Genomic DNA, 12183 nt, shown 5'->3' on the forward strand with positions numbered 1-12183 from the left:
CTGACCCATACATGACCGAGCACCGCAGGTGGGGCGCTCGGTCGCAGCGCCCCCTGCCCCTCAAGCAGAACTCTACCCTCCCTCCGGCAACAGGCTGCGATCAAACATGAACACCCGCCCACCCAGCGGCGTGTGCTGATACAACTGTTGCGGCCGGCCCAGCCTGGGCTGGTTCTTCTCCCCGGTGTCCTTCACCCACCCCAGCTCACGCAAGCGCTCCAGGCGTTTACGCAGCGAGGTGCTGTTCACCGTCTGCCCCAGGCATGCCTGAACCGCCCCCAGGGCATCGAGCACGGTGAATTTCTCCGCCAGCAGGTACAGCGGCAGGCTGCTGTACACGGTCTTTGCCGCCAGCCGCTCGCGGGCCCGCTCCACCAGCAACGTGTGGTCGAAAGGCAAGAGCACCTTGCGCGCCAACACACTGTCCAGGTCGAAAAACGCCAACTGCTCACCCAAGGCTGCCTGCCCAGGGCCGATCAAGGCGAGGTAATAGGTGCTCAGCGACCAGCCCCGCGGATCGCGAAACGCATTGCCCTCGGTACCCACCTGCTCCATGTAGCACGGCACCAGCCGGGTTTTTTCGCGTAACGCGCGCTCGGCCGCGGCCTCCAGGCTGATGTCAGGGGTTCGACCATTGACGATCACCCCCGGCAACGCCCACTGGCCGGCGTGCGGTTCGCGCTCACGGCGGTGCAACAACACTTGCAGATGCTGCGCATCGGGGGCCAGGCGCAGGGTCACGATATCGACACTGGCCAGGACTTCAACTGTACTCACCGGGTTGCTCCTCGTTCACTGGCCTAATAATCCACCAGAGACACTAAGTAAATCAACAAGCAAATCCATAGGGATATACGCTTGACAGACTTAGATCACCAGGTAGATTATGTAGCCAGTCCAGCAAGGAGAACTGCCATGAAAATCGCCAGTTTCGATGTCGATGCGCAGAACGGCTTCACCGGCAACGCGCCGCAGGAACTCCCGGTTCCCGAAGGCCATGAAATTGCGGTTGACCTCAACACCATGGCCCTGCGCGCCGACCTGCGCCTGGGCAGCAAAGATGCCCACCCGGCCAATGCCGCCTGGGTTGTCGCCGACCCGGCGCACATGCTGCAGCCCCTGCAAATGGCCAACGCCGACCTGACCTGGGTCAGCCACTGCGTCCCCGGCACCCCAGGGTTCGAGCTGCTGCCTGGCCTGCCGGCGCCCATCGATTACGACTACTTCGTGTGGAAGGGTGTCGAACCCGACCTGCACCCCTACGGCGCCTGCTATCACGACCTCGCCGAACGCCGTTCCACAGGGGTCATCGAATACCTCAAGGTGCAGCAGGTCGGCGCGGTGATCGTCGGCGGCCTGGCCCTGGACTACTGCGTCAAGACCACCGCCCGGCAACTGCGCCAGGCCGGCTTCGAGGTGCTGCTGTACCTGCCGGCCTGCCGTGCGCTGACTCAGGCAGGCGCTATCGAGGCGTGCGGCGCCTTGGCCGCCGAAGGGGTCATCCTCTGCGGCGACGAAGCCGCGCTCGACCACCAGCTTGCCCTGATCAAGGAACAACGCCCATGAGCGAAAGTGTTTTCGGCCCACGCATCATCCAGAACCTGCTGGACACCGACTTCTACAAGATCACCATGATGCAGGCAGTGCTGCACAACTACCCCAACGCCGAGGTGGAATGGGAGTTTCGTTGCCGCAACGACGAAGACTTGTCTCCCTACCTGGCTGAAATCCGCTACCAGGTAGAACAACTGGCCGAGGTCACGGTGACCCACGACCAGTTGGCCTATCTGGAGAAAATCCCCTTCCTCAAACCGGATTTCATTCGCTTTCTAAGCCTGTTCCGTTTCAACCTGCGCTATGTACAGGTGGGCCTGGACGCCGCCGGGCAACTGGCAGTGCGCGTACGCGGGCCTTGGTTGCATGTGATTCTCTACGAGATCCCGCTGCTGGCGATCATCAGCGAGGTGCGCAACCGCTACCGCTACCGTGACGTGGTGATCGAACAGGTCGGCGAGCGCCTGTACCAGAAGCTCGACTGGCTGAAGGCCGAGGCCAGTGCCGAAGAGCTGGCCGGTTTCCAGTTGGCGGACTTCGGCACGCGCCGGCGCTTCTCCTACCGGGTGCAGGAAGAAGTCGTGCATATCCTCAAGCATGATTTCCCGGGGCGCTTCGTTGGCACCAGCAACGTGCACCTGGCGCGTGAGTTCGAGCTCAAGCCGCTGGGCACCATGGCCCACGAATGGTTTATGGCACACCAGCAGTTGGGCCCGCGCCTGGTCGACAGCCAGGCCGCCGCACTGGAGTGCTGGGTCAGGGAGTACCGAGGGCTGCTCGGCATAGCGTTGACCGACTGCATCACCATGGATGCCTTCCTCGGCGATTTCGATCTGTATTTCGCCAAGCTATTCGATGGCTTGCGGCACGACTCTGGCGATCCACTGGCGTGGGCGGAAAAAGCCATTGCCCATTATGAGCGGCTGGGGATCGACCCAAAGAGCAAGACCCTGATCTTCTCCGATGGGCTGGATTTTGCCAAGGCGCTGGGGCTGTACCGGGCGTTGCATGAACGGATCAATGTGAGCTTCGGCATTGGTACCCAGTTGACGTGCGATATCCCGGGGGTAGCGCCGATGAACATGGTTATCAAGATGACCGCGTGCAATGGGGCGCCGGTGGCGAAAATTTCCGATAGCCCTGGCAAGACCCAGTGCCGGGACGAGAATTTCGTGGCCTATATGAAACACGTTTTCAAGGTGAATTGATGGCGGCTGTGCCGGCTTCATCGCGGGTTAGCTTGCGCCCACTAGGCCGGCACCGTCACGCCACCTGTGGCATGGCCATGCACAACGCCAGAAACCGCGCCGCCGCCCGCGAGGGCGTAGCGGCGTGCGGCATCAATATGGAAAAACGACGCACCAATGCCTGGGAATGCACCTGCAAGCGTTGCAAAGCACCGTCCTCGTGGCGTATGGACATGGCTGAAACAAAGCCGATGCCCATGCCGGCACGCACTGCTTCCTTGACCCCCTCCACACCGGCGATTTCCAGCGCCACACGCATGGCTACGCCATCACGGGCGAATGCCCGCTCAACGACCTGCCGCACCCCCGAGCCGCTTTCACGCAACACCAACGGATAGGCCCCCAGCGCCGCCAATGGCTGCTTGTGCGTACCTGCCAGGGGGTGCCCGCGCGGCACGATCGCCACGATTTCGTCCTCGTGCCACGGCGTGGTGTGCGTGCCCAGGGGCAACTCATGGCCGGGCGGCCCCTCGATCAGGGCGATATCAACGCTGTCCAGTGCCGCCACGATCTCCGCCGTGTTGCCATGCGAGGTCGTCACCAGCACGTCCGGGTACTGCCGATGAAAATCGGCAATCAGGTAAGGCAACAGGTAACTGGCGGGCGTAGTGCTGGCGCCAATGCGCAAGGTGCCGCGCTCCAACCCGCGCATGGCCTCGCGCAGGGCTTGGGCCTGGCGGAAGGTATCGCGCAGGCGCTCGGCGTGTGCGAGCAGTTGCTCGCCAGCCGCTGTCAGGCGCACGCCACGACCGGCCCGTTGGTAGAGGGGTTCGCCGAACGCCTCCTGCAGCAGCTTGAGCTGCCCGGAAACCGCAGGCTGCGACAGGTGCAGGGCCTGGGCCGCATGGCTGATGTTGCCATGCTCGGCAACGGTGGCGAATGTTATCAGCTGTTCTGGGGTCATGAACCCAAAAATATCAGTAAAGCGGATATTTGCCATCCCAAATTACGATTTTTTATAAGCTTATAACCGGATTAACGTAGGCCTCGTCGAATCATTGCCCGGAGGACTCAAATGGCCACGGTACCGTCCCATCCTGCCTACACCCCTACCCTTTCTACCAAAGGGCGGCTCAATGGCATCCTGTTCGTCGCGCTGTTCGCGCTGGCTGTCACGCAACTGGCGGCCATACCCGCCATCGCCAGGCTTGGCATCAGCCCGCTGATTGTCGGCATCGTCGCCGGTGCGCTGTATGGCAACGCGCTGCGTGACGGCGTGCCGGCAAGCTGGGCCGGGGGTATCAATTTTTCCGCTCGCGGCTTGTTACGCATTGCCGTGGCGTTCTTCGGCCTGCGGGTGAGCCTGCAGGAAATTGCCGAGGTAGGCTGGTCGGGGCTAATCGTCTCGCTGCTGGTGGTTGGCAGCACATTGCTGATCGGCCTGTGGTGCGGCATGAAAGTCTTCAAGCTCGACCGCGACACCGCGCTGCTGACGGCCGCCGGTAGCGCCATCTGCGGGGCAGCCGCCGTGCTGGCATTCGAATCGGCGCTGCGCAGCGCCCCGCACAAGAGCGCCATGGCGGTGGGCAGTGTGGTGCTGTTCGGCACCTTGTTGATGTTCGTCTACCCCTTGGCGATCAACGCTGGCTGGCTGCACCTGGACACCTTGGGTGCCGGCCTGCTGCTGGGCGGCACCATCCACGAAGTGGCCCAGGTGGTCGGCGCCGCCAGCAACGTCAGCCCGGAAGTCACCCACATCGCGACCATCGTCAAGATGACCCGGGTCATGCTGCTGGTACCCGTGCTGCTGGTGGTCGGCCTGTGGATCAGCCGTTCGCGCCAGGCTGGCCAGGGCAAAGGCAACGGCCGCATCGCCATGCCCTGGTTCGCCTTCGGCTTCCTCGGCCTGGTGCTGGTGAACTCGCTGCAGGTGCTGCCCGGCAGCGTGACCCAGGCGCTCAACGGCCTGGACACCTTCGCCCTGACCATGGCGATGACCGCGCTGGGCATGGAGACGCGCTTGAGCCAGATTCGTCAGGCCGGGCCACGGGCGCTGGCGACCGGGGCGCTGCTCAACCTGTGGCTGGTTGGCGGCGGCCTGGCAATCACCCTCGGGGTGCAGAAGTTGTTGAGCTGATCGGCAACCGGGCGGCGAAGCAGGCGTAGCGCTGCAAAGGTTTTTCACCGCCCCCCTCGTGGCCGCCCACATTTCTCGGTATGGTGTTGTCCAAGAAGGATGTTTTACCCGCACAGGAAAGACTTAGATGCCTCAACGCCATGTCATCAATGCATCCGTCAGCCCCAAAGGCAGCCTGGAGACGCTGTCACAACGTGAAGTGCAGCAACTGAGTGAAGTCGGTACCGGTAGCCTTTACACCTTGTTCCGCCAGTGCGCCCTGGCCATCCTCAACACCGGCGCCCATGTCGACAACGCCAAGACCATCCTCGAGGCTTACCGGGACTTCGAGGTGCGTATCCACCAACAGGACCGTGGCGTGCGCCTGGAGCTGCAGAATGCCCCGGCCGACGCCTTTGTCGATGGCGAGATGATCGCCAGCACCCGCGAAATGCTGTTCAGCGCCCTGCGCGACATTGTCTACACCGAAAGCGAACTGGCCAGCCAGCGCATCGACCTGGAAAGCTCCCAGGGCATCACTGATTACGTGTTCCACCTGCTGCGCAACGCCCGCACCCTGCGCCCGGGTGTGGAGCCGAAGATGGTGGTGTGTTGGGGCGGCCACTCGATCAGCAGCGAGGAATACCAGTACACCAAGAAGGTCGGGCACGAACTGGGGCTGCGCAAGCTGGACGTGTGCACCGGTTGCGGCCCGGGCGTGATGAAGGGCCCGATGAAGGGCGCGACCATTGCCCATGCCAAGCAGCGCATGCATGGCAGCCGCTACCTGGGCCTGACAGAGCCGGGCATCATCGCTGCCGAGGCGCCCAACCCGATTGTCAACGAACTGGTGATCCTGCCGGACATCGAGAAGCGTCTGGAAGCCTTCGTGCGTGTCGGCCACGGCATCATCATCTTCCCCGGTGGCGCCGGTACGGCAGAGGAATTCCTCTACCTGCTGGGTATCCTCATGCACCCGGACAACCACGACCTGCCGTTCCCGGTGGTGCTCACCGGCCCACGCAGTGCCGAACCCTACCTGCAGCAGTTGCATGCCTTTGTCGGTGCCACGCTGGGCGAGGCGGCACACCGCTTGTACGAGATCATCATCGACGACCCGGCAGAAGTTGCCCGGCACATGGTCGACGGGCTCAAGGCGGTTAAGCAGTTCCGCCGCGAGCGCAACGACGCCTTCCACTTCAACTGGTTGCTGAAGATTGAGGAGAGCTTCCAGCGCCCCTTCGACCCTACGCATCAGGCCATGGCAGAACTGGACCTGCGCCGCGATCTGCCACCGCACGAACTGGCGGCCAACCTGCGCCGGGCGTTTTCCGGCATCGTGGCCGGCAACGTCAAGGACAAGGGTATCCGCCTGATCGAGGAGCACGGCCCTTATCAGATTCGTGGCGACAGCGCTGTGCTCGATCCGCTGGGGCGGTTGCTGCAGGCGTTCGTCGACCAGCACCGGATGAAGTTGCCGGGCGGGGCGGCGTATGTACCGTGCTATCAGGTCGTGACCTGACAGCGCCTTGCGCTAATGCGCGTCAGTCATGCAACTTGGGGCCGCGTTGCGGCCCATCGCCGGCAAGCCAGCCACAGGGATCGCATCAGGGCTGGCAGGTGTTTGTCAGAAGATATGCAGCGCCTGTTAGAGCGAGCGCCGCCCGCGCGGCGCATCGCGAGCTGCGCTCGCTCCTACGTTTGTTTCGGGCCAATTATTCCTGTGGGATTTGCGCGCGAACGCCTTGGTGCATGCCTCAATATCGCGCCGTACAAACAAGGCGGCCGCGCGCGCCTGTCACAGGCGTTACTGGCCCGAAACAAACGTAGGAGCGAGCGCAGCTCGCGATTGCGCCGCGCGGGCGGCGCTCGATCTCACAGGCGCTGAAGATGCTCCGGCTACCCTTGCCAGAAACCATAGAATCTCCCACAGGGATCGTATCAGGGCTGACCAAGGCTGAAGCCTCACTGGCCAACCCCCACCATCGACCGCTCGACAAAACGAATACTGTCCCGCCCACCCCGCTTGGACTGATACAACGCCACATCACCCTGCTCGATCAGTGCCGCCAGACTCGCCGGCGGCTGGTCGAACAGGTTGGCGCCAATACTGAGCGTTACCGCCTCCGGCGTCGGCGCCGTCTTGCCCGCATACAGCTGGAACTGTTCCCGCAAGATCCCACCCAGGTCCAATACCCGCTCATTGCTGGTGCCACTGAGCAATATGACAAACTCGTCCCCGCCCAAACGCGCCGCCAGCGAGCGCTCCGGCAGCACCGTACGGATCATCTCGCTCAGGGCGACCAGCAACCGATCCCCGGCAATATGCCCATGCAGGTCATTGACCAGCTTGAAATTGTCGATATCGATCAGCAGCAATGCACCAGGCTGGGTTGGGCTGACGTCCTTGAAAAAAGGGGCTGCCCGCACTTCCAGGGCCCGCCGGTTGTACAGCGCGGTCAGCGGGTCGCGTGCCGCCAACCGGGCAATCCGCTCCTCGCGTCGGTAACGCACGGTGCCAGTCATCGACAAGGCAATCAGCATGATCGCCATCGCCCCCTCCACCAGCGAAACCTGAATGATCAGCCCGCCAAACGTGGCCAGGTCGATCAAGGTACCCGGTGCAATCGCAATGATTGCCTTGACCACGTAGAACACACCATGGAGCAACAGCACGTAGCGCAGCTGCACCGCGCCAACGCTCAACGACTTGCCATGCGGCCGCAACAGGAAGCTCGCCTTGAGGGTCAGCGCCGCTACCAGCAACGAGTTGACCATCAACATCACCTTCGACCACTGCGGCCCCACGGGCAACAGCAGCAGGGCGAACCAGACCAGCACGATGACCAGCCAGGCCCGTGACAAACGCTCCTGGGTAAAGCGCAGCACACCCCACAAGAAGAACCCATGGGCCACTACCAGCAAGCCATTGGCGAACCAGATGCCGATGAACAGCAAACCGATCCCGCGCAACAAGGCCAGCATGCAACCGACCGTGATGGTGGCGAAGCCTGCGCTCCAGAACAGTAGCGAGGACTCGCGAACACTGCGCCATTCAATTGCCAAATACAGGGCAGCCGCCGCTGCCAGGGCAACCGAAATGGTCAGCATCGTAGGTGGATCTAGCGCCATATACGCTTTGGCCTATCTGGTTAATAAGGAAAAGGGCGCGATTGTATGCGCTTGTGATGACTTTTCAGAGGGGCCCTGGTCGGGAGCCCGTAAATCATAGCTCAACCGCAGGAACGCCTGCGGCAGCACCGATATCATATTGATATCATCGCAGACTGAATAGCTGACCTGACGATCAGTCAGCTTCCCTTCATGAAGCCCTCGGTCAGGCCCAGGCAGCCATTTCCTTGCGCCAGATCGTTGCGCTACCGCGCCGTGCTTCAGCCGGTGTCACAACACCCGCTTGATCAACGGTTCCAGGCGGCTGTAGCGCAAACGCCGCAGGAACCGGCGCACTTCCTTGGGGTGTTCGGCCTTCACCCCCAGGGCCTCCAGCGAATCGATCGGCGGCGCGAAATGGCGCAACCCGTCGAGCTCCGCTTCACGCGGCGCCAACCATTGCCCATGCGGGTCGTCGATCAGCAAGCCGTTCTCCAGGTCCAGGTTGAACCCCCGCGGGTTCAGGTTGTTGCCGGTCAGCAGCGAATAACGCTGATCGACCCACACCCCCTTGGCATGGAACGTATGCCCCGGGTCGTTCCAGATGCGCACTTGTAGCTGCCCGCCGGCTATCGCCGCCTGGCGGCGCCGAACGAAGGCGCGCAAGGTGTCCTCGTACAGGTAAGGCAGCGCGCCACTGGCGCTGAACGGTTCGCCTGGGGGGATATAGAAGTCGTTCGCTGTGCGGTCGCCGACAATCAACTCAACCCGCACCCCACGCGCCAACGCCTGGTCAAGCTCGCGCATCACGACACGTGGCGGGTTGAAATACGGCGTACTGATGATGATCTGCGCCTGCGCCGCCGCCAGTAATGCGCACACGGCCCGGTTCAACCGGTTGCCTCGGCCCACGCCCAGCAGCGGTATGACCCGCAGGCCCTGCCCTGGCTCAGGGGCCGGGGCCTGATAGGCCATGCGCCGCAACCGCGCGCGCAAGCGCCGGATGTCACCGCGCAGGCTACGGGTAGAAGGTGGCGCCGGCAGATCGAGACGCGGCGTGGCGGCCGGATGCAGCAGGCGCTGCACCAGGTCGGCCATGGCGTCCGCCAGTGCCGGTGACTGGAACAGGTGATAGCGGTCCAGGCGGTAGCGATCGAAACGGTGCAGGTACACGTTGTTCAGGCTGGCACCGGTATAGATCACACAGTCGTCGATGATGCTGCCCTTGAGGTGCAACACCCCAAACAGCTCGCGGGTCTGCACCGGCACCCCATGGATGGCGATCTCCAGCCCGTGCAACTGGCGCTGGGCCTGGTACCAGGCCGCATTGCCCGGTTGATGCCCGGCCCCCAGCAGCCCGCGGCGGGCGCGGAACCAGTCGACCACGACGGTGATTTGCAGGCCTGGGCGCGCGGCCTTGGCCTTGTACAAGGCGTCCAGTACTTCCTGGCCTGCCTCGTCTTCCTGCAGGTACAGGGCCACAATGACAATGCGCCGGGTGGCCATGCCGATACGCTCGAGCAGGCAGGCACGGTAGGCCTTGGCATCGGGCAGCACCTGAATCGACTCAGGTGCGATAGCGTAGCCTGGCAGGCTTGCCAGCAAGGTTTCGGGGTTCACTGACAATCACCTTCTCTATGCGATCACTGTCGGCCCTGCCAACGGGCATGGCCATTCCTGGCCGCTGCGCCCTGGGTGTAAGATCGACCCGGCAACGACCTATAACAACAAGCACCACGCGAGGCCCTGTTTTTCACTGCCCCTGATAAACCACGGCTCAGCTTGCACAGGTACAGCGCAATGGTCCACCCCGTTTCTGCAAACCCGCCGCTTTCAAGTGTAAAGCGTTGTTCGGTCAAGACCTTCGGCTTTCTGATTTTGCCCAATTTCACCACGATCGGCCTGGCATCGGCCGTCGAAACCCTGCGCATGGCCAACCTGGCCGCACATCAAACCTTGTTTCGCAGTGTGTTGATTGCGGCGGATGAGGCACCGGTCGTGGCCAGCAACGGCATGCGCGTACTGCCCGACTACAGCATCGCCAACGCCCCTGCCCTGGACACGCTGCTGGTGGTAGGCGCCAACCCGATCGACCGTGGCCGCGGCAACCGCCCGCTGATCGAATGGCTGCGCCACCTGGCACGGCAACACCTGCCCCTGGGCGGTATCTGCACCGGCAGTTACCTGCTGGCCAGGGCCGAGCTGCTCACCGGCTACCGCTGTACCATCCACTGGGAAGACCTGCCAACCCTGCAAGCGCATTTTCCCGGCATTGTCATCTCCAGCCAGCTGTTCGAACTGGACCGCGACCGTTATACCTGCTCGGGCGGGGTGGCGGCGATGGACATGATGCTGCAACTGGTAGCCCGCGAGCCCGGTGGCCAGGCTATCGCCGCCAAGGCCGCCGAACTGCTGCTGTGTGATCGCGTGCGTGGCGAGCGCGACCGCCAACGGGTGCCGTTGCGCACCCTGCTCGGCAGTGCCCAGCCCAAACTCAGCCAGGTGGTGGCGATCATGGAGGCCAACCTCGAGGAACCGCTGACCCTCGAAGAGCTGGCCAGCCTCAACGAGGTGACCGTGCGCCAGCTCGAAAGGCTGTTCCACAAATACCTGCAACGCACCCCCAGCCAGTACTACCTGGAACTGCGCCTGTCACACGCACGGGAGCTGCTGCTGCGCAGCGATGTGCAGGTGCGCGAAGTGGCGCTGGCGTGCGGGTTCAGTTCGCCAGCGCATTTTTCCAAGAGCTACAGCCGATTCTTCGGCTTGTCACCACTGGGCGAGCGGCGGCAGGCCTCGTTGCACTGACCGGGGTCATGGGCTAGGTCAGGTTCGCCCCCTTTGCGCGATGTGGGGGCCAGGTGATTCAATCTTCCAGCGCAGCGTGGGCTGTTTCCCGGCACATCAGCATGGCCACCAGCGCCACCAGTGCCGCTGCCAGCAAGTAACCCGCCGGCGCCAGTTTGCTGCCGGTCAACTGGATCAGCCAAGTGGCAATGAACGGTGCAGTGCCGCCAAAAAGCGCATTGGCCGCATTGAAGCTCAAAGCAAAACCGCTGAAGCGCACCCGCGTGGGAAACAGCTCTGCCAGCAGGCACGGCAAGGTCCCGTCGTTCATCGCCAGCATCGCACCGAACAGAATTTGTATCGCCAGGATCACCAGCAGCGGCTGCCCGTCCAGCAGTCTGAACAGCGGCACTGTCAGGCCAAGGAACAACAGCGATGCCACCACCAGCATGGTTTTGCGTCCAAACAGGTCAGACAGCCGCCCCATCAGGAAAACCAGGCCGATATAGGTGGCCAGCGACACCGTCGACGCAATGAATGAATCCCGCTCGCTCATGCCCATTTCAGTGGACAGATAGGTCGGCATGTAGCTGAGCAGCAAATAGAACGCCACCGCGTTCAGGCACGTAACCCCCATGCCGATAGCCAGGCTGCGGCGATGCTGGCCGAGCAGTTCGCGCAAGGGCGCCGGAGCCATGCCGGCCTTGTTTTCCAGGCGCTGCTCCATTTCCAGGAACTTGGGCGTGTCCTGCAAGCTGATGCGGATATAGCGCCCCACCAGGCCAAATGGCGCCGCCAGCAGGAACGGCAGGCGCCAGCCCCAGGTGTGCAAGGCTTCACTGCTGAGCCCTTCATGCAACAGCGCGACGAACGCTGCCCCAAACAACAGGCCCGCCGCGGTACTGGCCGGCACAATGCTGGTGTACAAGCCACGCCGGCCCGGCGGCGCGTACTCGGCCAGGAACGCTGCTGCACCGGCATACTCACCCGAAGCGGAAAACCCCTGCACCAGGCGAATCAACAACAGCAGCGCCGGCGCCCATAGACCGATCTGGGCGTAACCGGGTAGCAAGCCGATGCAGAAGGTGGACAGCGACATGATCAGGATCGACCACGACAGCGCCGTGCGCCGGCCATACCGGTCGCCGAAATGGCCCCAGACGATGCCGCCCAATGGGCGTACCAGAAATGAAAGGGCGAACACTGCAAAGGTTGCCAACAGGCTGGTGGCCTTGTCGGCCTGCGGGAAGAAGGTGGCGGCGATGATGGTGGCCAGGTAGCCATAGGCTGCGTAGTCGAACCATTCGACGAAGTTACCCATGAAACTGGCCCGGGCAGCCCTGCACAGGGCTTGGCGTTCGGCGCTGTGCGAAACGCCAGCGACGGCGGATGGGTCAAGGGTGGTGCTGGACATGACGGGTACCCCAT

The 12183-nt window shown here is 63.0% G+C and carries 10 protein-coding genes; 5 read left to right on the forward strand and 5 right to left on the reverse strand.

What is annotated here, in order from left to right; genetic code table 11:
* Positions 1-72 precede the first annotated feature (72 nt).
* Positions 73-777 carry an NUDIX domain-containing protein gene (locus FPB55_RS14770; RefSeq protein ID WP_047150249.1) on the reverse strand — a complete coding sequence of 235 codons (705 nt, stop codon included), beginning with the start codon at positions 775-777 and terminating at the stop codon, positions 73-75.
* A gap of 138 nt (positions 778-915) precedes the next feature.
* Between FPB55_RS14770 and FPB55_RS14775 the strand changes: the two genes are divergently transcribed.
* Both FPB55_RS14775 and pncB read left to right on the forward strand, forming a co-directional pair.
* Positions 916-1566, forward strand: coding sequence for an isochorismatase family protein (locus FPB55_RS14775; protein WP_009683721.1), 651 nt, complete (start codon positions 916-918; stop codon positions 1564-1566).
* Positions 1563-2762: a nicotinate phosphoribosyltransferase gene (gene pncB / locus FPB55_RS14780; RefSeq protein WP_054905965.1), complete on the forward strand. Its 1200-nt coding sequence runs from the start codon at positions 1563-1565 to the stop codon at positions 2760-2762. The genes FPB55_RS14775 and pncB overlap by 4 nt, the downstream gene beginning before the upstream one ends.
* A 55-nt stretch (positions 2763-2817) precedes the next feature.
* Here pncB and FPB55_RS14785 read toward each other — a convergent pair whose 3' ends face one another.
* Positions 2818-3705: a LysR family transcriptional regulator gene (locus FPB55_RS14785; RefSeq protein ID WP_144188550.1), complete on the reverse strand. Its 888-nt coding sequence runs from the start codon at positions 3703-3705 to the stop codon at positions 2818-2820.
* A 111-nt stretch (positions 3706-3816) separates the two neighbouring features.
* Between FPB55_RS14785 and FPB55_RS14790 the strand changes: the two genes are divergently transcribed.
* Together FPB55_RS14790 and ppnN are read left to right on the forward strand one after the other, a co-directional pair.
* The gene (locus FPB55_RS14790; RefSeq protein WP_144188552.1) at positions 3817-4878 is read left to right on the forward strand and encodes a YeiH family protein; all 1062 of its coding nucleotides are present in this window, start codon (positions 3817-3819) and stop codon (positions 4876-4878) included.
* 127 nt (positions 4879-5005) lie between these two features.
* Positions 5006-6379 carry a nucleotide 5'-monophosphate nucleosidase PpnN gene (gene ppnN / locus FPB55_RS14795; RefSeq protein ID WP_009683717.1) on the forward strand — a complete coding sequence of 458 codons (1374 nt, stop codon included), beginning with the start codon at positions 5006-5008 and terminating at the stop codon, positions 6377-6379.
* A gap of 443 nt (positions 6380-6822) precedes the next feature.
* Here ppnN and FPB55_RS14800 read toward each other — a convergent pair whose 3' ends face one another.
* Together FPB55_RS14800 and pssA are read right to left on the reverse strand one after the other, a co-directional pair.
* On the reverse strand, positions 6823-7968 hold the full coding sequence (locus FPB55_RS14800; protein WP_144188554.1) for a GGDEF domain-containing protein: 1146 nt from the start codon (positions 7966-7968) through the stop codon (positions 6823-6825).
* 291 nt (positions 7969-8259) lie between these two features.
* On the reverse strand, positions 8260-9588 hold the full coding sequence (gene pssA / locus FPB55_RS14805) for a CDP-diacylglycerol--serine O-phosphatidyltransferase (protein WP_144188556.1): 1329 nt from the start codon (positions 9586-9588) through the stop codon (positions 8260-8262).
* A gap of 180 nt (positions 9589-9768) precedes the next feature.
* Between pssA and FPB55_RS14810 the strand changes: the two genes are divergently transcribed.
* Positions 9769-10776 carry a GlxA family transcriptional regulator gene (locus tag FPB55_RS14810; RefSeq protein ID WP_054881981.1) on the forward strand — a complete coding sequence of 336 codons (1008 nt, stop codon included), beginning with the start codon at positions 9769-9771 and terminating at the stop codon, positions 10774-10776.
* A gap of 58 nt (positions 10777-10834) precedes the next feature.
* On the opposite strand, the gene FPB55_RS14815 is transcribed toward FPB55_RS14810, so the two are convergent.
* Entirely contained in the window at positions 10835-12169 is a 1335-nt protein-coding gene (locus tag FPB55_RS14815) for an MFS transporter (RefSeq protein WP_144188558.1), read from the reverse strand.
* Positions 12170-12183 lie beyond the last annotated feature (14 nt).

Origin of the sequence: Pseudomonas sp. BJP69 (assembly GCF_007633355.1) — a bacterium.
Classification (GTDB): domain Bacteria; phylum Pseudomonadota; class Gammaproteobacteria; order Pseudomonadales; family Pseudomonadaceae; genus Aquipseudomonas; species Aquipseudomonas juntendi.

Bases quoted from the DNA above. Each gene is read 5' to 3' on its own strand.
- ppnN (WP_009683717.1), top strand. From the start codon at position 5,006: ATGCCTCAACGCCATGTCATCAATGCATCCGTCAGCCCCAAAGGCAGC.
- FPB55_RS14810 (WP_054881981.1), top strand. From the start codon at position 9,769: ATGGTCCACCCCGTTTCTGCAAACCCGCCGCTTTCAAGTGTAAAGCGT.
- FPB55_RS14785 (WP_144188550.1), bottom strand. From the start codon at position 3,705: ATGACCCCAGAACAGCTGATAACATTCGCCACCGTTGCCGAGCATGGC.
- FPB55_RS14800 (WP_144188554.1), bottom strand. From the start codon at position 7,968: ATGCTGACCATTTCGGTTGCCCTGGCAGCGGCGGCTGCCCTGTATTTG.
- pncB (WP_054905965.1), top strand. From the start codon at position 1,563: ATGAGCGAAAGTGTTTTCGGCCCACGCATCATCCAGAACCTGCTGGAC.
- FPB55_RS14790 (WP_144188552.1), top strand. From the start codon at position 3,817: ATGGCCACGGTACCGTCCCATCCTGCCTACACCCCTACCCTTTCTACC.
- FPB55_RS14815 (WP_144188558.1), bottom strand. From the start codon at position 12,169: ATGTCCAGCACCACCCTTGACCCATCCGCCGTCGCTGGCGTTTCGCAC.
- FPB55_RS14775 (WP_009683721.1), top strand. From the start codon at position 916: ATGAAAATCGCCAGTTTCGATGTCGATGCGCAGAACGGCTTCACCGGC.